We start from the raw sequence: 19,551 nt of genomic DNA, 5'->3' as shown, positions 1-19,551 counted from the left end.
CACCTACCTGTAGAGCCGAGTCGTGCTCGGCTCTACAACAGCTTGTCGCTCGCGATATCGATCAGGGTCTGACGGAAGCTGGGCAACAGCACGCGGTTGCCATGCCCGCTCAGATGGTCATTGTCGAAGAACAACGGCTCACCGTCTTCCACTGCCGAGCAGGTCTGCGGCCCGCACAGCAACGGCAACGGGTCCCACACAGTCAACGCGGGATAGCGCGCAGCCAGCTCCGCCAGCAGTGCCATCTGCGGCACGCGCAGCATTTCCAGATCCGCACGCGGCATGCTCAGACCGCCGGCACACGCTGGATTGCGGCGATTGAACCAATCCGAACAGCGGTACGCACCCGCCTTGAACAACGGCAGCGGTGCATCCACAACCACGTGCACGCCCAGCTTCTGCAAACGCCCAAGAACACGATCAGCCTCATCACGCGCCGCCTGCGCATGGGCCGGCGTGCGCTCGTCCAGTAGTTGTTGATAGATCTGCTGTGCGTCCTGCTGCTGCCAATCGAACCCACGCAACTCCGGCATGCGCAGTGCCGCCAGCAGCACGATGTCACCGGCACGTGCCTCGTTCTCGATGGTCGACAACGCGTCCTCAATGAAGTCCTGGCAGTCCGGCGGGCTGGCCCGCAGCAGGTTGACGAAGCTGCAGCCGCCACGATCCTGCTGCTGCACCTCCATGCCGGTCTGCCGCGCGACCATGCTGGTCATCGTGCGATACGCCGCCGCGTGCGAGTCGCCCACCACGAACAGGCGCCGCCCGTCGAGCGCTTGCGCACTCACCGGCTCCAGCGGTCGCCAGGCCGGATAGCGGCGCGCCTGCCATGCATAACCGTCGCGGGTCACGCTCAGCGAGACCTGCTCGTGGTACTCCACCGTGGCCCAGGCGCCTGCGCCGCATAGCGCCACCACCGGCAGCGCCGTCGCCAGCACCTTGCCCGGTGCCAGGCGCAGCAGCGGCGCCGCACTGCGCAGCGGGCGCTCGATGAAGTGATACGACGCAGCGGATACCGCCAGCAGCAGCACCGGATACAGCCACAGCGCCGGGCCCTGCAGCCCGTACGTCCAGCGCAGCAGCACCAGCAACGGCCAATGCCACAGGTACAGCGAATACGAAAGGCGCCCCAGATAGGCCAGTGGCGCCCACCCCAGCGCGCGACCGATGCGGGACGTGCCGCTTACGGTCACGCTGGTCAACAGCAGCAGGGTACCGGCCACGGTCGCCAGCACGCCCGGCACCGGCATCGCCAGCTGCGGTGCGATCACCACGCCTGCGGCCAGCAGCGCCAGGCCGGCCGCCGCAACCATGCCACCGTTCTGGCCCGGCGTACGCGTACGCATCCACTGGTACAGCAGCGCGCCCGCGGCCAGCTCCCAGAATCGCGCCGGCAGCAGATAGAACGCTGCCGCCGGTGCCGATTTCGCCTGCCAGCCCGCCCACGCCAGCGACAACACGGTGAGCACCGGCAACAGCCAACGCGACCACGGCCAACGCTCACGCCCGCGCATCCACACGAAGAACAACAGCGGGAAAATCAGATAGAACTGTTCCTCTACGCCCAGCGTCCACGTATGCAGGAACGGATTGAGTTCAGCACCGGGTGAGAAGTAGTCGTCCTGCTGGCCGGCCAGCACGATGTTGCTGAAGCCGACCAGCGCGGCCCAACCGGTCTGGTCGAACTGCTCATTGCGCCACGCGCGGGGGATGAACAGTGCCGACAGCACGAAGGTCGCCATCAGCATCACCAGCAACGCCGGCAACAGGCGCAACACGCGGCGACGGTAGAAGTCGAGCAGCATGGCACCCAGCGATGCATGGGTGCGCGAGGCCAGCGACTGGCTGATCACGAAGCCGGACACCACAAAGAACAGGTCCACACCGGTGAAGCCGCCGGGCAGCCACGTCGCATTGGTGTGGAAGACGACGACAGCCAGCACCGCCAATGCGCGCAGGCCATCGATGGCCGCGTTGTGGGAACGTTCGGGAGGGGACATATGGGCAACGGGTGGAGAACGACCTAACAGCATCACCACCGCTGCCGCAGTCATTCAATGGATGATCGCGACAGACGTGGACATTGTTCAGCTCCTGTCCCAGCTCGGCTCTAAAGGAATGTCGCAATTGCCACACTGAAGCGCGCGCCGCACATCTGTAACGTTTTCGAATTTTCAAATCTTTCTCATTGGCATACGTGGCCCTTCATGCAAATCATGTAGCGCCACCGACAACGGGTGGCACGGGCTTCCAATCCCGTTTGGTTAATGTTGTTTACGCTTGCCTGCCGGCGTCGCTCTTTCCTTGTTGGGTGGCGTCGGCAGGCAATCTGTCCGTGCATCTATGGCGGGCGGTGCGTGGGGGCCTCGTGCCCGCCGGCATTTGACGACGTTAACCACCGGTATTGGAACCACGCACCGTCCGCCACCCTCGCTGTTAAGCGGGGTGGCCCCTTGCCGCTTGCACAAGGACGCCGCCATGACCGCCTCCCCCTACCCGCACCTGTTCGCCACCCTGGGCGACGCCGCCACGCGCCTGCCGGATGATCTGGCGCGCACACTGGAAGACACGTTCGTTGCACTACAGAGCGGCAATAGCGCCGGGGCCATCACCTTGCAGGCCTGCCTGCAGTACATCCGCCAGGGCGATGCGGCCGATGGCCAGCCGTGGCCCGGCAACAACCGCACGCCCGGGCAACGCCTGGCCCTGGCGCGCATCGACCGCGCCAATGCGGGGCTGAGCTTCCTGCTGGAACTACTGCACGCCACCGAACGCGTCCGCGTGGACGGTGATATTGACCAGCAGATGGGCGATGGCGCGCGCGAGGGCCTGCTGCTGGCCTGTCGAGGGCTGGCCGAGTATGTGGATGTGCAGTTGCGGGCGGCGTGAGCTTCCAACGACGCGAACTGCGGGCAAGCGCCCATTTCAGTCGCACGCTGCGCGCAATTGCAATGATTACGATGGTTCATCATTACAGGCGCACCAATAGTGGGCCCTTCTTTTCAGGGAGTGCCCAGATGCACAAGATGATGATTCCGCTTTCCCGCTATGCGCAGTTCAGCGGGCGCGCCAGCCGCAGTGAGTTCTGGTGGTTCCAGTTGTTCATCGTGATCGTTTCGATCCCGTTGTACATCCTGAGCTTCTATGCCGGTTACAGCGATTCGCAGGGCCTGGCACTCATCGCGACCGGTCTTAGCGTGGTGATGTGGCTGGTGTTCGCCTTGCCTTGTATTGCGGCGACCATCCGCCGCCTGCACGACACCGATCGCTCGGGCTGGTGGATGCTGCTGGCATTCGTGCCGTTCGTCAGCCTGGTGCTGCTGGTATTCCTGCTGCTGCCCAGCACGCCGGGCGACAACCGCTTCGGTGCGCCGGTTCCGCACGCGTAACCTCCCCGCTTCGGTAGGTGTCGACCTTGGTCGACGCATTCGTGCCAACCAAGGTTGGCACCTACCAGAGCAATGCCGAGGTGCCTCTGCGTTGGTAGGTGTCGACCTTGGTCGACACGGTGTTGCCACGGGCGGCTGACACATTCGTGCCAACCAAGGTTGGCACCTACCAGAGCAATGCCGAGGTGCCTCTGCGTTGGTAGGTGTCGACCTTGGTCCACACGGTGCTGCCACGGACGGCTGACACATTCGTGCCATCCAAGGTTGGCACCTACCAGAGCAATGCCGAGGTGCCTCTGCGTTGGTAGGTGTCGACCTTGGTCGACACGGTGTTGCCACGGGCGGCTGACACATTCGTGCCATCCAAGGTTGGCACCTACCAGAGCAATGCCGAGGTGCCTCTGCGTTGGTAGGTGTCGACCTTGGTCGACACGGTGCTGCCACGGACGGCTGACACATTCGTGCCAACCAAGGTTGGCACCTACCAGAGCAATGCCGAGGTGCCTCTGCGTTGGTAGGTGTCGACCTTGGTCGACACGGTGTTGCCACGGGCGGCTGACACATTCGTGCCCACCAAGGTTGGCACCTACCAGAGCAACATCGATCTGACCCCACCCCGAAGGTCGGCACCCACCAGAGCAGTACCGCTGCGGCTACGCGAAGTGCTGGTAACCGCCGACGGCGGCTTCGCCATCCACGTGCACGCCCTGCCCTTCGGCAATACGACCGATGCGGGTGAGCGGCACGTCCAGCGATTCGGCCAGGTAGTGCAGCGCGTCGCGCTGGTCGGCGGCGGCGGTGAAGCACAGCTCGTAATCGTCGCCACCGCGCAGTGCGCAGTCGCGTGCACCGTCGCGGCCGAGCAGCTCACGCAGCGCGTGCGAGATCGGCAGCGAATCGGCGTCAACATGCGCGGCCACGTTGCTGCGCGTGGCGATATGACCGAGGTCGGCCAGCAGGCCATCGGACACGTCCACCGCCGCATGCGCGAAGGCACGCAGGCGCAGGCCGAGCGTTACACGCGGCGTCGGCCGCAGCAGGCGCAGGCGCAGGCTTTCGTAGTCGGCCAGCAGCGTGGCGGTGGTTACGCTCAGCGCGCCCTGCTGCCACAGGCGCAGCGCACCGGCGGCGTCACCCAGCGTGCCGCTGACCCAGAGGTCGTCCCCCACCTGCGCGCGATCGCGGCGCAGCGCCTGGCCACGCCCGACCTGACCCATCGCGGTCACCGACAGCGACAGCGGGCCACGCGTGGTGTCGCCGCCGATCAGCGCGATGTCGTGCTGGTCGGCCAGTGCGAAGAAGCCATCGGCAAAGGCCTCGATCCAGTCTTCAGAGGCCTCCGGCAGTGACAGTGCCAGCGTGCACCACGCCGGGCGCGCGCCCATCGCGGCGAGGTCCGACAGGTTGACCGCCAGGGTCTTCCAGCCGATGTCGAAGGCCGGGGTCTCCACCGGAAAGTGCACGCCGCTGTTGAGCGTATCGGCGGTGACCACCAGTTGTTCGTTGGCGCGCGGCTGCAGCAGCGCGGCATCGTCACCGATGCCGAGCAGGATGTCGTCGCGCTCGAGAGTGCGGGCACGGATGCGGTCGATGAGGGCGAATTCGGCCAGGGACATGGGGCGTTCCCGCTGTTGTACGTGCCGCGCAAGGCGCGGTGGGCGGTAGTGCCGGCCGCTGGCCGGCAACCTCAGGATCCCTGCAGCTGCCGGCCAACGGCCGGCACTACCACAGGTGGGTCAGTGACCCGATTCGACCTTGCGCCATTCCACGGCGGCACGATCCAGCACGCCGTTGACATAGGTGTGGCCGTGTTCGGAACCGAAGCGCTTGGCCGATTCGATGGCTTCGTTGATCACCACGCGGTACGGCACGTCCAGGCGGTAGCGCAGTTCGTAGGCGGCCAGACGCAGCACCGCGCGCTCGATCGCATCCACTTCCTCGATGCCACGGTCCAGGTACGGGCCGAGCGCTTCGTCGATGTCACGACGGTTGTCGAGCACGCCGTGCAGCAGCGCCTCGAAGTACGCCAGGTCAGCGATCTCGCGGGCCTGCTCGTGGGCGAACTGGGCGATCAGCGACTGTGCGTTGCCGCCGGAGATCTGCCAGGCGTAGATGGCCTGGACGGCACGACGACGGGCGCGCGAGCGCAGCACCGGATCGACGCCATCGCGGCGGACGGGTTTACCGGAGGGCTTGCCCTGGGTGTTCTTGTTCATGGCAGCTGCTCCAGAAGATTGACCATTTCCAATGCGGCGAGTGCGACTTCCTCGCCCTTGTTACCGTGGCTGCCGCCGGCACGTGCCTCGGCATCCTCAGCGCGTTCGACCGCCAGTACGCCGTTCAGCACCGGCACGCCGAAGTCCAGCTGCACGCGCATCAGGCCTTCGGCGCAGCGGTCGGCCACGTGTTCGTAGTGGCGGGTGTCGCCACGGATCACGCAGCCCAGGGTGAGGATGGCGGCGTGTTCATGGGCGGCGGCCAGGCGTGCGGCCACCAGCGGCAGTTCCCAGGCACCCGGCACGCGGATCACGTCGATGTTGGCTTCGGTGATGCCGTTGCCGGCCAGGCTCAGGCGGGCGCCTGCGACCAGCGCGTCGGTGATGCGGGCGTTCCAGCGGCTGGCCAGGATGGCGAAGCGCGCCGATTCGGGAGTGCGAAGATCGCCTTCGTAGTGGCTCATATGCGGCTTGGGGGACTCGATAAGGGGGTAATTCTAGCGTGGATGGGCCCCGGCCGTGGCCGATGGGGGCCTGCAGGGTGTGCCGACCAACGGTCGGCACCCACCGGTAGTGCCGGCCGCTGGCCGGCAATCCCGGGGATGCGGTTGCCTGCCAGCGGCCGGCACTACCCATTACAGGGTGACCGTCTCCACCACTTCCAGGCCGTACCCGGCCAGGCCGATCTGGCGGCGCGGGGTGCCCAGCACGCGCAGCTTGCCCAGGCCCAGGTCGGACAGGATCTGTGCGCCGGCACCATTGCGGCGCCACTGGCCCACGTCCTTGTCCTTGCCCGGCACCACCGGCACCGGCTGCTGGCGCAGGCGGGCCAGCAGGGCTTCGCCGTCGCGGGGGGCCGACAGCACCACCATCACCCCCGCGCCCTCGGCATCGATCGCACGCAGGGCATCGGTGGCGGCCACGCCGAAATCATCGCGGCGCCAGTGCAGCAGGTCGGCCAGCGGGTTTTCCACCTGCACACGTACCAGGGTCGGGGTGTCCGCATCCGGGGTGCCGCGGACCAGGGCGAAATGCAGGTCGTGGGCGATGCGGTCGCGGTAGGTCACCAGCTTGAACGGGCCGAATTCGGTGTCGATCTCGCGCTCGTCGACGCGTTCAACGGTCTTCTCGGTGGCCAGGCGGTAGGCGATCAGGTCGGCGATGGAGCCCATCTTCAGGCCGTGCTCGCGGGCGAACACTTCCAGCTCCGGGCGGCGCGCCATGCTGCCATCCGGGTTCAGGATCTCCACCAGCACGCCGGCCGGCTCCAGCCCGGCCAGCATGGCCAGGTCCACGCCGGCTTCGGTGTGGCCGGCGCGGGTCAGCACGCCGCCCGGCTGGGCGATCAGCGGGAAGATGTGGCCCGGCTGGTGCAGGTCCGACGGCTTGGCATTGGGCTTCACCGCGGTGCGGATGGTGTGGGCGCGGTCGTGCGCCGAGATGCCCGTGGTGACGCCCTCGGCGGCCTCGATGCTGACCGTGAAGTTGGTCTGGAACTGCGCGGTGTTGGCCTGCACCATCGGCGCCAGGCCGAGGTCGGCGGCGCGGGTGCGGGTCAGCGGCAGGCACACCAGGCCACGGCCGTGGGTGACCATGAAGTTGATGTCCGACGGCTTGACCAGCTCGGCGGCCATGATCAGGTCGCCTTCGTTCTCGCGGTCTTCGTCATCGACGATGACCACCATGCGGCCCTGGCGGATGTCTTCCAGGATTTCCGGAATGGGGGCGAAATTCATGCGCGTGCTCCTTCGCCCAGCAGGCGTTCGACGTAACGGGCGACCAGGTCGATTTCAAGATTGACCGCACTGCCCACGCCCGAGGCGGAGAAGGCGGTGTTGCCCACGGTGTGCGGGATCAGGGCGACTTCGAAGCCTTCGTCGTCCACTTCGTTGACGGTGAGGCTGACGCCGTCCACGCAGATCGAGCCCTTCTTGGCGATGTAGCGGCGCAGCGAGGCCGGCGCGGCGAAACGCCAGCGCTGGGCACGTGCGTCTTCGTGGATGGACAGCACCTGGCCGAGGCCGTCGACGTGGCCGCTGACCAGATGGCCGCCGAGGCGGTCGGTCGGGCGCATGGCGCGCTCCAGGTTGATGACCGCGCCCTCGCCCAGCTGGCCCAGCGTGGTCAGTCCCAGGGTCTCGGTAGAGGCATCGGCCTGGAAGCTGCTGGCGTCGAACGCGATGACGGTGAGGCAGACGCCATTGATGGCAATGCTCTCGCCCATCTGCACGTTGTCGAACGGCAGATTCCCGACATTGAAGGTGAAGCGGACATCGCCGCCGATGGATTCGCGTGCGGCCAGACGGCCGACGCCTTCGATGATTCCAGTAAACAAGAAACGTTCTCCGCGAAAAGTGAGCGAAAAACGCCGCAAGGCAAACAGGCGCACGCAGGGCATGAGCCCTGTGGCACCGTCTTCTTTCATCCGGACTATGACCGTCGGCTCCGGCATTGGACCGGATCTGCTGACCCCCGGCCGTGGGCCGGGGCGCTCGCGGGCTCGTGCTTGCGCAGCTACCGCCGGTGGGGAATTGCACCCCGCCCTGAAGACGTTTGTGTACCGGCGAACCGGCGCGGCTAGTGTACCAGCCCGGGCTGAACGGGGTGGATGACCGGGGTCGATCCCTTTCCACAGGAAAGGGCTCTGACCCCCGGGACGGGTGGCGCAGCAGCACTGGGGTCAGAGCCGTTTCCCCGATGGGACACAGATTCGCCCCCCAATCCCGGCCTGCCCCGGCCTGTGATGGTCGTCTCTCGCATTCCGTGAAATTTTCATTAAACTCGACCATCGGACGACATGAGGTCGTCACGGGTCGCCCGGAGGGCAGCCCGCCAATGGACTGAAACTCACAGGAATTCCCATGCGCAAGATCCTGATCGTGGCCGCCCTGCTGGCCGCCGCCCCGTTCGCGGCTTCGGCCGACGCCCTGAGCTACACCTACGTTGAAGGCGGCTGGACGCAGCTGCAGCTGGACAATGGTGGTGGCTCGAAGCCCAGGCTGGACGGCGGCTACATTCGTGGTTCGGTAGCCATTGCCGAGCAGGTGCACGTGTTTGGCGGCTACACCGCTGTCACCAAGACCTACAACCACAACTATTACGACATTGCGGTGCGCATCAAGCAGAAGGTGCAGTCGCCGGAATTGGGCATCGGCTATCACATGCCCTGGACCGATCGCGTGGATTTCACCGCTGATGCTGCCTGGGTGCGTCTGGACGAAGAGTTCAAGATGTCGTTCGACGGCCGCCAGGTGGATCGCCTGAAGGATCACACCAACGTGGGCCGCGTCACCATGGGTATCCGCGGCAAGCCGTCGCGCATGACCGAAGCCTGGGCCAAGGCCGGCTACATGGATGGCGGCAACAACTTCAAGGGCACCTGGGTCGGCACCGTCGGCGGCCAGATCAACTTCACCAAGACCTGGGGTCTGGTGGGCGAGATCTCGGGCTACCGCGACGTCACCCAGTACTCGGCCGGCGTGCGCGCCAGCTTCTGATCCAACGATCGCTCCTCGTCGTGCGATCGAACGGGCCCCGCAAGGGGCCCGTTTTTTGGCCGGGGTACACCGCTATGTGACCTCTGGTCGCCATCGAAAGTAGCGCTGGATGCGCTAGGCTTGCGCGCCTCTGGAACAGGAAAGCTCCGTCATGAAGACCCCCTTGCGTACCCTGCTGGCCAGCGCCCTGCTGTCTGCCCCGCTGCTGGCCAGCGCCGCCCCGGCCACGCTGACGCCCGAACAGGCCTTCGACCTGTATGCGCGCGTCCTGCTGGAAGACGACGCCGCCGCGACCCGCACCCTCAACGATGCGCTGAAGCCCGCCTTCGACGGCCAGGATGCGGTAACCCCGAACCCGGGCGCATTGGCCAAGGCGCTGGCCGAACCGTGGCAGGTCGTGCTTGCCAGCAGCGGCGCAAAGGCCGACGCGGCCGCCACCGAAGCGCTGTATGCCAAGGCCCTGCGTGATTCGAAGTGCCGCGCGACCAAGAGCGTGATCGAAGACAACGAGTACGTCGAAGACCAGAAGCTGGCGCGCATCACCTTCAGCTGCCAGGTGCCCGACCTGGGCAACGTGCGCCCGCTGTTCGCCGCCAGCCTTGCATCCGACGCCAGCCCGGCCTCGCGCAAGCAGTTCACCGACGCCTACACCCAGGCGCTGCAGAGCGGTGCGCGCATACCGGTCAGCGGCACCTTCACCCTGTACCCGGCCAAGGACAACGGCTACTGGTACAGCGGCAACTTCGACGACCTGGTGGGCACGGTGGCCGGCGCACTGGCACCGTTCGAGGACTGGATGCAGGACGCGCAGGCGGCCAACGCACCGAAGGTGACCGGCGTACCCGGCTGCGACCTGCTGCTGCAGCAGCACCGCGCCTGCGTGGCGAAGATCGCACCGGACCAGCTCAGCGGCGTGGACGCGATGGCCGAGGAACTGAAGGCCAAGGCCCAGGTGCAGTCTGCCGATGAGATGACGCAGGAGTGCAAGGCGCTGCGCCCGATCGCCGAGATGATGTGGACCGACGCGTGCGCCTGAGATGGTTCCGCTGAAACACCTGGGGCTGGCCGCACTGCTGCTGGCCCCCGGCAGCGCGCTGGCCGGTACCGGGGCGGCATCGCCGGCGCAGCTGTTCGATCTGCATGCACAAGTGATCCTGCATGGCGATGCCGCTGCGCAAAGGGCGCTGGCCGCGCAGCTGGAGACGGATGACGCAAAGGCCTTCGTTGCCGCGTTGACGGCTGCAAGCCAACTGGATGAAGCACCCGAGCTCGCGGAATGGCCCGCTGCTGCGCAGGCCCTGCGCAAGCGGCAGGCCTCGGCGCAGTGCAAGGCCGTGGCGGTGCGTTGGCCACAGGGCCACGACGGCGACGTTGCCGAAGTGGCTTACCGCTGCCGACTTCCGGATCTGTCGGGCCTGCTTCCGCTCTATAGCCAGCACCGTGTGCCCTTCAACGGGCCGCATCCGCCGCAGATGTCCGCGCCCCTGGCGGCCGCTTACACGACAGCGATGCACAACGCGCCAGACCGCGTGCACAGCGGCACGCTGACCTTCCAGCGCAGCGGCGACCGGCGCGCATGGCGCATGCGCGACCCGGGCCCGCTGATGGCGCTGGTGGCCGACGCCTTCCTGCCGTTCTTCGAATGGAACGAGCACCTGCCGGACGATTCCGGGTAGCGCGGGGCCGCATTTCGGCTCACGGCCGCGGATGACGACTGCATCCGCACTTTCAGAACCGTTGCATGGCCCTATGCGGCCTTCATGATCAATGCTGTTGCCCTCTTCCACCGGGGCACCCGCATGAAACATCGTACGACGTCGACCACGGTCATGCTGATGGCGCTGCTGACGCTGACGGCGTGCGGGGAAGCCAAAGTACCCAAGTCCAGGATTACGACCTTCTCGGTCCGCCCAGCAGTTGCCTTCGAGTCAACCCTGCTGAGCGACAGGCAGCTGGATGCGTGGATGAGCGAAGACGACGACTGCCACGCGTTCCTGATGTACCACGATCAGTGCGCCGTGTTGGTATTGCCCCATGAGTACGACGACGGTTTTACCCGTCACCAGCTGCGATTGAAGGCGAAGAAACTGCCGGGCGAGGCACTGGGTGCGTACTGCCGCAACCTGCATGCGCTGTGGAAGCAGCAGTGGAAGGGCCAGTGCCCCGTCGGCGAAGAAGACGACGAAGACGCCTGACGACAAGGGCGTCGCCCCCGTTCCGCGTCATTCCATCACGGGCGCAGCAGCAACCTGATGTCCTCGCCGACCTGGCGCTGATCGACCACGCGCAGGCGGCGCTGCTGGTCCATGGCATCGATGCCAAGACCAGCCAGCAGCGGGCGACCGTTGTCGCCCAGCAGCGTAGGCGCCTGATACAGCAGCAGTTCGTCTACCCAGCCGCCGCGCAGCAAGGCACCGGCCAGCGTCGCGCCGGCTTCGGTATGCACTTCGTTGATGCCACGCTCGGCCAGCAGCGCCAGCACCGCGCCCAGGTCCAGCCGCCCATCGATGCAGGGCACGCTGGCGAATTCGGCGTCGGCCGCATCCGGTGCACTCACTGCAGCATCGTGCAGGTACAGCGTCGGTGCCCCGTCCTCGCGCACGCGGCTGCATTCGAGCGAGCGCAGGCGCGAATCCAGCACCACACGCAGTGGCGGCATCACCTCGGTATCGGTCAGGCGCACGGTCAGCATCGGGTCGTCGGCCAGCACCGTGTCGGCGCCGGTCAGGATCGCACCCGCGCGCGCACGCCAGTGCTGCACGTCTTCGCGCGCGGCCGGGCCGGTGATCCACTTGGAGCTGCCATCGGCCATCGCGGTACGGCCATCGAGGCTGGCGGCCAGCTTCACCCGCAACCACGGCCGATTGCGCTCCACGCGCGACAGGAAGCCCTTGTTGAGCTCACGTGCCTGCGCCGCCATCAGGTCTTCGGCGACCTCGATGCCGGCATTGCGCAGCAGATCGAAGCCCCCCCCATCGACCTTCGGGAACGGATCGCGCATTGCCGCGACCACGCGCGACACGCCTGCTTCGATCAAGGCCAGCGCGCACGGCGGCGTGCGCCCATAGTGCGCGCAGGGTTCCAGGGTGACGTATGCGGTGGCACCGCGGGCCTCGCTGCCGGCCTCGCGCAACGCGAACACCTCAGCGTGCGGTCCACCGGCGCGCTGGTGCCAGCCCTGCCCGACCACGCGTTCGCCGTGGGCGATCACGCAGCCGACCATCGGGTTGGGGCGGGTGGTGTAAGCGGCGCGCTCGGCCAAGCGCAGTGCGTTGGCCATGTGCAGGTGGTCGAGGACGGAGAACGGGGTGGTCATGCGACCATGGTAGCGCCGTTGGTCGCGGTGTAGATCCACGCCATGCGTGGATGAAGCGTACGGCGCCAACCAAGGTTGGCATCTACCGGGGCGGTCAGCCCTTCTTCTTCTTGGTCAGGGCGATCACATCGCCCAGCAGCTGCAGCTGTTCGGTACTGGACGGCAGGTCGCGCTCGAGCTTCTCGATCTCCTCGCGGAAATCGGCGACGTCCTCGAAGCTGCGGTAGACCGACGCGAAGCGCACATAACCCACATGATCGAGCTTGCGCAGTTCGTTCATCACGAACTCGCCGACCTTGATCGAGGGCACTTCGCGCTCGCCGCTGATGCGCAGCTGGTGAACCACCGCACGCACCGCCGCTTCGATCTTGTCTTCGGGCACCGCGCGCTTCTGCAGCGCGCGGTCAAAGCCAGCACGCACCTTGCGTTGGTCGAACGCCTCGCGGGTGCCATCGCTCTTGACGATGGCAGGCAGTTTCAGCTCGACCGTTTCCAGGGTGCTGAAGCGCTCGCCGCAGGCTTCGCACTCACGCCGACGGCGAATCGTCGCGCCGTCTTCGGAGACGCGCGAGTCGATGACCCGGGTATCGGCATGTTGGCAGAAGGGGCAGTGCATGGAACGCCTGGCTCAGGGAAGTACCTATTGCCACGGTCATGGCAGCGTCGCAAAGGTACCTGAGAAGGGGCGCAGCAGCAAATGCTGTCTGCGCGCAAGCGCCTGCATTTCGGCCAATCAGAGCATCCCGTGCAGCCAGGACAACCCGCTCAACCGGGAGCGGGTGGTGCCGATGCCGCGCGGGCCCAACGCAACCACGCCAGATACCCTGCCATCACCAGCAGCGGCGGGCCGAACCCGAGGAAGGCCAGGGTCGAGATCTCCCCGTGCTTGAAGGTGAAGTACAGCGCGGCGGCAACCACGCCGAATGCGGCCAGGGCCCCCAGCACCAGCCCTACCCAGGCGACAACCGGCGATTGGCGCAGGCCTGCAAGACCGCGCCACAGGAAGAGACCGCTCAGCCACAACCAGGACAACACGCCCAGGATTCCGGCCGATGACCACAGCAGCAGGAGCGTGTGCTCGTCGCCCGTCAGGTACTTGCCGTCCCATACGACCATCAGCCCCAGCACGGCACCCGTGCCGCCTGCCGCCACGGTGGGCAGGCCCACCAGCAGGCCGGCAATGGCCATCCAGCGTTTGTGCAGACGCTCATCCATGCGTTCGATTTCCTTCCATGGGCCGCGTCATGCGCGGCGTTTGATCCACACCAGCATCGCAGCCGGCACCAGCATCGACGGGCCCAACAGCAACAAACCGATGCCTTCGGCGTTCACGGCGATGCCCCACCACAGCGCCAGCCCCAGCGGCGGCAAGGCGGCGAGACCACCCGCCAGCAGCATCCACCACCAGACTGGACGCACCTGCAGCCCGGTACGTCCCTGCAGCAGAAAACCCGCGCTCAACCACAACCAGGCCAGGCAGCCGGCAATGCCGGCCAGGCCCCATAGCGGCATCACGGTCACCGAGACCAGCGTGCCATGGCCGAACTGGCCCAGCCCCATCAGCAGCAGCATCGTCGCCGCCGCGCCGCCCATCACCAGGCTGGGCAGGCCAAACAGCACCGCCAGCGCGGTGTACAGGTACTTGAGGCGGCGCTCATCCATGCGCGGGATTCCTGATGGCGGGGTCAGAGCCCTTCCCTGCGGGAAGGGATCCGACCCCTGCTTCGATCCGGGCTTCGGGGTCGGATCCCTTTCCGTCAGGAAAGGGCTCTGACCCCTGCTGCGATCAGCCGTAGACCGGATACTTGCGGCACTGCGCGCTGACGGCATCGCGCACGCGGGCGATGACGGCGTCATCGTTCGGTGCGTCGAGCACGTCGGCGATCCAGTTGGCCAGTTCCACGCAATCCTGTTCGACGTAGCCACGGGTGGTCACCGCCGGGGTACCCAGGCGCAGGCCCGAGGTCACGAACGGCGAACGCGGGTCGTTCGGCACCGAGTTCTTGTTGACGGTGATGTGGGCCTTGCCCAGCGCGGCTTCCGCGTCCTTGCCGGACACGTCCTTGCCGATCATGTCGACCAGCATCAGGTGGTTCTGGGTGCCACCGGAGACGATCTTGTAACCACGCGCAATGAGCGTGTTGGCCATCGCCTGGGCGTTCTTCACCACCTGCTGCTGGTAGGCCTTGAAGCCCGGTTCCAGCGCTTCCTTGAAGGCCACGGCCTTGCCGGCGATGACGTGCATCAGCGGACCGCCCTGGATGCCCGGGAACACGATCGACTGCAGCTTCTTGACCAGGTCTTCGTCGGCGCCCTTGGCGACGATGATGCCGCCGCGCGGGCCGCGCAGGGTCTTGTGGGTGGTCGAGGTGACCACGTGGGCGTGTTCCAGCGGGCTCGGGTAGACGCCTGCGGCGACCAGGCCGGCGACGTGGGCCATGTCGACGAACAGGTAGGCACCGACCTTGTCGGCGATGGCGCGGAAGCGCGCCCAGTCGATCACCTGCGAGTAGGCCGAGAAGCCGGCCACGACCATCTTCGGCTTGTGCTCCAGGGCCAGGCGCTCGACTTCGTCGTAATCGATCAGGCCCTGGTCGTTCACACCGTACTGCACGGCGTTGAACAGCTTGCCCGAGGCGTTGACCTTGGCGCCGTGGGTGAGGTGGCCGCCGTGGGCCAGGCTCATGCCGAGGATGGTGTCACCCGGCTGCAGCAGGGCGAAGTACACGGCCTGGTTGGCCTGCGAGCCGCTGTGCGGCTGCACGTTGGCGTAGTCCGCGCCGAACAGCTGCTTCAGGCGGTCGATCGCCAGCTGCTCGGCGATGTCCACGTATTCGCAGCCGCCGTAGTAGCGCTTGCCCGGGTAGCCTTCGGCGTACTTGTTGGTCAGCTGGCTGCCCTGGGCTTCCATCACCGCCGGGCTGGTGTAGTTCTCGCTGGCGATCAGCTCGACGTGGTCTTCCTGGCGCTGGGTCTCAGCGGCGATGGCCTTGGCCAGTTCGGGATCGTAGGATTCGATGCGGACGTCACGCGGGAACATCGGGTACTCCAGCAGGCAGGGAAAAGGGGTACGACTCAGCCCTTGATTGTAGCCCTGCACCGGCCTGCTGGGGCCGAAACAGACGGGGCCGGCATCCCCGAAGGAATCCGGCCCCGTATGGTTTCGATTGATGCTGTGGGGTCAGAGCCCTTTCCGTCGGAAAGGGATCCGACCCCAGCCGCGATCCTCAGCGGCCGCTGAGCACGTACTGGGCGATCACGCCGGTGGCGATGGCGACCAGCAGCATGTTGCCGCGGTCATCGCGGATCCAGTGGTGGCCATACGGCGGGCGACGCAGGTGGTAGCGCGGGTAGTCGTTCACCACGTAGACCGGGCCGGAGTAGTAATTGCGATAGGGGGAGCCGACCCGCCAGCCGTAGCTGCCGTAGCGCGGCGGCGGCGGTGCCGGGCGATAGACCACGCGCGGCGGCGCTGGGCGGTAGTAACGGTCATGGTCACGGTGCCATTCACGGCGGTCCTGGCGATAGTCGCGGCGGGCCTCGCGGCGGTCGCGCTCCCAGTCACGGCGGTCCTGGCGCCATTCGCGGCGGTCCTCGCGCCACTCGCGGCGATCATGGTCGCGGCGGTGGTCGTTGTCGGCGAAGGCCGGGGCCACGGCGCCGAACGCCAGCACAGAGGCCACGGCGCCGGCCATTACTCGATTGATGCGCATGTCAGACCTCTGCTCGGGTGGGTGGTGAGCCCATATTGCGCACCCGATCTGAACCGTTTCCGGCTGGAAACGCTTCCCGCTGCAGGACTGTGACGAGGTATTCAGGCCGCGGCCAGCCCGGCCACCCCTTCCAGGCGCGGCCCGGAACCGGTTCCGGCTATAATTGGGGGTACACCTTTTCAGTCTGTGCCCGCTGCCGCACCGGGATGTTCCCGTGACGGGCCGGGCGCAGGGCCGCGCCTACGGAGACCTCATGTCCTCGCAATACATCTACACCATGAACCGCGTGTCCAAGGTGGTCCCGCCCAAGCGGCAGATCATCAAGGACATCTCGCTGTCCTTCTTCCCGGGCGCGAAGATCGGCCTGCTGGGCCTGAACGGCGCCGGCAAGTCCACCGTGCTGAAGATCATGGCCGGCGTGGACACCGATTTCGAGGGCGAAGCCCGCCCGCAGCCGGGCATCAAGGTCGGCTACCTGGCGCAGGAACCGGAACTGGACCCGACCAAGACCGTGCGTGAAGCGGTCGAGGAAGGCGTGGGCGAAGTGCTGCAGGCCCAGGCCGCGCTGGACGCGGTGTACCTGGCCTACGCCGAGGAAGGCGCCGACTTCGACGCGCTGGCCAAGGAACAGGAGCGCCTGGAGGCGATCCTGGCCGCTGGCGACGCGCACACCCTGGAAAACCAGCTGGACGTGGCCGCCGATGCGCTGCGCCTGCCGCCGTGGGATGCCATCGTCGGCAAGCTGTCCGGTGGTGAGAAGCGCCGCGTGGCGCTGTGCCGCCTGCTGCTGCAGAAGCCGGACATGCTGCTGCTCGACGAACCGACCAACCACCTCGACGCCGAGTCGGTGGAATGGCTGGAACAGTTCCTGGCGCGCTACACCGGCACCGTGGTGGCGGTCACCCACGATCGCTACTTCCTGGACAACGCCGCCGAGTGGATCCTGGAACTGGACCGCGGCCGCGGCATTCCGTGGAAGGGCAACTACACCGACTGGCTGACCCAGAAGGACGAGCGCCTGAAGCAGGAAGACAACCAGGAAAAGGCTCGCCAGAAGGCAATCCAGAAGGAACTGGAGTGGTCGCGCCAGAACGCCAAGGGCGGCCGCACCAAGGGCAAGGCCCGTCTGGCCCGCCTGGAAGAGCTGCAGTCGGTCGATTACCAGAAGCGCAACGAGACCAATGAAATCTTCATCCCGCCGGGCGAGCGCCTGGGCAACGCGGTGATGGAGTTCAAGAACGTCTCCAAGAAGTTCGGCGACCGCCTGCTGTTCGACAACCTGAACTTCCTGGTGCCGGCCGGCGCCATCGTCGGCATCATCGGCCCGAACGGTGCCGGTAAGTCGACCCTGTTCAAGATGATCACCGGCCAGGAAAAGCCGGACACCGGCGAGATCGTGGTCGGCCCGACCGTGAAGCTGTCCTACGTGGACCAGAGCCGCGACGCGCTGGAAGGCAACCACAACGTCTTCCAGGAAATCGCTGGCGGCCTGGACATCCTCAACATCAACGGCATCGAGATCCAGTCGCGCGCCTACATCGGCCGCTTCAACTTCAAGGGCCAGGACCAGCAGAAGATGGTCGGTTCGCTGTCCGGTGGTGAGCGTGGCCGCCTGCACATGGCCAAGACCCTGCTGCAGGGTGGCAACGTGCTGCTGCTCGACGAACCGTCCAACGACCTGGACATCGAAACCCTGCGTGCGCTGGAAGATGCGCTGCTGGAGTTCCCGGGCAACACCTTCGTCATTTCGCATGACCGCTGGTTCCTGGATCGCATCGCGACCCACATCCTGGCGTTCGAAGGCGACTCGCACGTGGAGTTCTTCCAGGGCAACTACCGCGAGTACGAAGAAGACAAGCGCCGCCGCATGGGCGACGACGCTGCGCCGAAGCGCCTGCGCTTCAAGGCGCTGAAGTAAGGCAACAGGAAAGGCCGCGCTCGCGCGGCCTTTCTCCTTTTGCAATGTGTACCGACCATGCATGCCGGCCAGCGGCCGGCATCTACCCATGAGCGACCCCATGTCCCTGTTCGAGCGCCTGTTCCAGCTGCAGCAGCACGGCACCACCGTGCGTACCGAGCTGCTGGCCGGTGTCACCACCTTCCTGACGATGTCCTACATCGTCTTCGTGAACCCCGAGATCCTCGGCACCACCGGCATGGATGCGGGTGCGGTGTTCGTGGCCACCTGCCTGGCCGCTGCGTTGGGCTCGGCAGTGATGGCGCTGGCCGCCAATTTCCCGGTTGGCATGGCACCGGGCATGGGCCTGAACGCGTTCTTCGCGTTCACCGTGGTCGGTGCCGCCGGCCTGCCATGGCAGCAGGCTCTGGGGGCGGTGTTCATCTCCGGCCTGGTGTTCCTGGTGCTGTCGCTGACCGGCGTGCGGGCATGGTTGGTGTCGGGCATTCCTTCGTCGCTGCGCTCGGCGATCGTGGCCGGCATCGGCCTGTTCCTGGCGATCATCGCGCTGCAGAAGTCCGGCGTGATCGTCGGCAATGAAGACACGCTGGTGGCGCTGGGCCCGTTGAACACCGCGCCGCCGCTGCTGGCACTGGCCGGCTTCCTGCTGATCGCGGTACTGGAAGCGCGCCGCATCCGTGGTGCGATCCTGATCGGCATCCTGGCGGTGACCGGCGCTGGCTGGGCATTGGGCGACGTGCAGTACCAGGGCCTGGTCTCGCTGCCGCCAAGCCTGGCACCCACCTTCCTGCAGCTGGACCTGCCGGGCCTGCTGCACCATGACGGCGGCGCGCCGATCGCGGTGCTGCTGCAGGTGGTGCTGGTGTTCGTGCTGGTAGAAGTGTTCGATGCCACCGGTACCCTGTACGGCGTGGTCGGTCGTGCCGGCCTGCTGAAACTGCCGGGGGCGCAGAAGCGTTTCGGCCGCGCTCTGCTGGCCGACAGCACCGCAATCGTGGCCGGTTCGATGCTCGGCACCAGCAGCACCACGGCCTTCGCTGAAAGCGCCTCGGGCGTGCAGGTGGGTGGCCGTACCGGCCTGACCGCGCTGGTCGTATCGGCGCTGTTCCTGGCCGCGCTGCTGTTCTCGCCGCTGGCGGCGATGGTGCCCAGCTATGCCACCGCGCCGGCGCTGCTGTTCGTGGCCGGTCTGATGCTGCGCGAACTGGTGGAAGTGGACTGGAGCGACCTGACCGAATCGGTGCCGGCCGCGCTGTGTGCGCTGGCGATGCCGTTCACCTACTCCATCGCCAACGGCCTGGCGTTCGGCTTCATCGCCTATGCCGCGCTGAAGGCCGGCACCGGCCGCTGGCGCGAAGTGCATCCGGCGGTGTGGCTGGTGGCGGTGCTGTTCACCCTGCGCTACGCGTTGGAGTAAGCGGTAGGCGATGCCGGCCAGCGGCCGGCACTACCAGAGCACGCTTCGGCCAGCGGCGGGCACTACCGGGCGGTGGTTCACCTGC

General features: G+C 66.6%; 20 protein-coding genes and 1 riboswitch. Of the genes, 8 read left to right on the top strand and 12 right to left on the bottom strand.

Annotation, left to right across the window (positions count from 1 at the left end):
- Positions 1–32: 32 nt before the first annotated feature.
- Entirely contained in the window at positions 33–2,054 is a 2,022-nt protein-coding gene (locus ACUZUJ_RS03195) for an acyltransferase family protein (protein WP_049443136.1), read from the bottom strand.
- Between the two features lie 424 nt (positions 2,055–2,478).
- Here ACUZUJ_RS03195 and ACUZUJ_RS03190 point away from each other — a divergent pair, with 424 nt between their 5' ends.
- Together ACUZUJ_RS03190 and ACUZUJ_RS03185 are read left to right on the top strand one after the other, a co-directional pair.
- On the top strand, positions 2,479–2,889 hold the full coding sequence (locus ACUZUJ_RS03190) for a hypothetical protein (protein ID WP_049438571.1): 411 nt from the start codon (positions 2,479–2,481) through the stop codon (positions 2,887–2,889).
- 128 nt (positions 2,890–3,017) lie between these two features.
- Complete coding sequence (locus tag ACUZUJ_RS03185; RefSeq protein WP_049443135.1) at positions 3,018–3,389, top strand: DUF805 domain-containing protein; 372 nt, start codon at positions 3,018–3,020, stop codon at positions 3,387–3,389.
- A 653-nt stretch (positions 3,390–4,042) separates the two neighbouring features.
- Here the strand turns inward: ACUZUJ_RS03185 and thiL are convergent.
- The 5 genes from thiL to ACUZUJ_RS03160 all read right to left on the bottom strand — a co-directional run bounded on the left by thiL (position 4,043) and on the right by ACUZUJ_RS03160 (position 7,940).
- Entirely contained in the window at positions 4,043–5,005 is a 963-nt protein-coding gene (gene thiL / locus ACUZUJ_RS03180) for a thiamine-phosphate kinase (RefSeq protein ID WP_049443134.1), read from the bottom strand.
- Between the two features lie 120 nt (positions 5,006–5,125).
- A complete protein-coding gene (gene nusB, locus ACUZUJ_RS03175) occupies positions 5,126–5,605 on the bottom strand; it encodes a transcription antitermination factor NusB (protein ID WP_005408062.1) in 480 nt (159 codons plus the stop codon).
- Positions 5,602–6,069 (bottom strand): 6,7-dimethyl-8-ribityllumazine synthase, encoded by a 468-nt coding sequence (gene ribH / locus ACUZUJ_RS03170; protein WP_049443133.1) that lies wholly within the window; start codon positions 6,067–6,069, stop codon positions 5,602–5,604. The genes nusB and ribH overlap by 4 nt, the downstream gene beginning before the upstream one ends.
- A gap of 171 nt (positions 6,070–6,240) precedes the next feature.
- Positions 6,241–7,341, bottom strand: coding sequence for a 3,4-dihydroxy-2-butanone-4-phosphate synthase (gene ribB / locus ACUZUJ_RS03165; RefSeq protein WP_458220883.1), 1,101 nt, complete (start codon positions 7,339–7,341; stop codon positions 6,241–6,243).
- The gene (locus ACUZUJ_RS03160) at positions 7,338–7,940 is read right to left on the bottom strand and encodes a riboflavin synthase (RefSeq protein ID WP_049443131.1); all 603 of its coding nucleotides are present in this window, start codon (positions 7,938–7,940) and stop codon (positions 7,338–7,340) included. Before ACUZUJ_RS03160 ends, ribB begins: the two co-directional genes overlap by 4 nt.
- A gap of 74 nt (positions 7,941–8,014) precedes the next feature.
- Positions 8,015–8,160, bottom strand: a riboswitch (FMN riboswitch).
- Between the two features lie 306 nt (positions 8,161–8,466).
- Between ACUZUJ_RS03160 and ACUZUJ_RS03155 the strand changes: the two genes are divergently transcribed.
- The 4 genes from ACUZUJ_RS03155 (at position 8,467) to ACUZUJ_RS03140 (ending at position 11,297) form a co-directional block, all read left to right on the top strand.
- Positions 8,467–9,102: a hypothetical protein gene (locus tag ACUZUJ_RS03155; RefSeq protein ID WP_049443130.1), complete on the top strand. Its 636-nt coding sequence runs from the start codon at positions 8,467–8,469 to the stop codon at positions 9,100–9,102.
- Positions 9,103–9,253: 151 nt separating this feature from the next.
- Positions 9,254–10,138, top strand: a complete 885-nt coding sequence (locus ACUZUJ_RS03150; protein WP_458220882.1) for a hypothetical protein — start codon at positions 9,254–9,256, stop codon at positions 10,136–10,138.
- Position 10,139: 1 nt separating this feature from the next.
- Positions 10,140–10,778: a hypothetical protein gene (locus ACUZUJ_RS03145; protein ID WP_458220881.1), complete on the top strand. Its 639-nt coding sequence runs from the start codon at positions 10,140–10,142 to the stop codon at positions 10,776–10,778.
- A gap of 84 nt (positions 10,779–10,862) precedes the next feature.
- The gene (locus ACUZUJ_RS03140; protein ID WP_233490833.1) at positions 10,863–11,297 is read left to right on the top strand and encodes a hypothetical protein; all 435 of its coding nucleotides are present in this window, start codon (positions 10,863–10,865) and stop codon (positions 11,295–11,297) included.
- A gap of 35 nt (positions 11,298–11,332) precedes the next feature.
- Here the strand turns inward: ACUZUJ_RS03140 and ribD are convergent, their stop codons facing one another.
- The 6 genes from ribD to ACUZUJ_RS03110 all read right to left on the bottom strand — a co-directional run bounded on the left by ribD (position 11,333) and on the right by ACUZUJ_RS03110 (position 16,131).
- On the bottom strand, positions 11,333–12,418 hold the full coding sequence (gene ribD / locus ACUZUJ_RS03135; protein WP_458220880.1) for a bifunctional diaminohydroxyphosphoribosylaminopyrimidine deaminase/5-amino-6-(5-phosphoribosylamino)uracil reductase RibD: 1,086 nt from the start codon (positions 12,416–12,418) through the stop codon (positions 11,333–11,335).
- Positions 12,419–12,512: 94 nt separating this feature from the next.
- Positions 12,513–13,034 (bottom strand): transcriptional regulator NrdR, encoded by a 522-nt coding sequence (gene nrdR / locus ACUZUJ_RS03130; RefSeq protein ID WP_005415256.1) that lies wholly within the window; start codon positions 13,032–13,034, stop codon positions 12,513–12,515.
- Between the two features lie 149 nt (positions 13,035–13,183).
- Positions 13,184–13,633 carry a hypothetical protein gene (locus ACUZUJ_RS03125; RefSeq protein ID WP_458220879.1) on the bottom strand — a complete coding sequence of 150 codons (450 nt, stop codon included), beginning with the start codon at positions 13,631–13,633 and terminating at the stop codon, positions 13,184–13,186.
- A gap of 27 nt (positions 13,634–13,660) precedes the next feature.
- On the bottom strand, positions 13,661–14,080 hold the full coding sequence (locus tag ACUZUJ_RS03120; protein WP_458220878.1) for a hypothetical protein: 420 nt from the start codon (positions 14,078–14,080) through the stop codon (positions 13,661–13,663).
- Between the two features lie 124 nt (positions 14,081–14,204).
- Positions 14,205–15,458 carry a serine hydroxymethyltransferase gene (gene glyA, locus ACUZUJ_RS03115; protein ID WP_049443124.1) on the bottom strand — a complete coding sequence of 418 codons (1,254 nt, stop codon included), beginning with the start codon at positions 15,456–15,458 and terminating at the stop codon, positions 14,205–14,207.
- A 187-nt stretch (positions 15,459–15,645) separates the two neighbouring features.
- Complete coding sequence (locus ACUZUJ_RS03110) at positions 15,646–16,131, bottom strand: RcnB family protein (RefSeq protein ID WP_119007443.1); 486 nt, start codon at positions 16,129–16,131, stop codon at positions 15,646–15,648.
- 253 nt (positions 16,132–16,384) lie between these two features.
- On the opposite strand from ACUZUJ_RS03110, the gene ettA reads away from it, so the two are divergent.
- A complete protein-coding gene (ettA, locus tag ACUZUJ_RS03105; protein WP_014035954.1) occupies positions 16,385–18,049 on the top strand; it encodes an energy-dependent translational throttle protein EttA in 1,665 nt (554 codons plus the stop codon).
- A gap of 100 nt (positions 18,050–18,149) precedes the next feature.
- A complete protein-coding gene (locus tag ACUZUJ_RS03100) occupies positions 18,150–19,466 on the top strand; it encodes an NCS2 family permease (protein ID WP_005408048.1) in 1,317 nt (438 codons plus the stop codon).
- The last annotated feature ends 85 nt before the right edge of the window (positions 19,467–19,551 follow it).

The sequence above is a fragment of the Stenotrophomonas sp. S4 genome (genome assembly GCF_054187805.2).
This window is presented reverse-complemented; position numbering and strand designations above follow the sequence as displayed.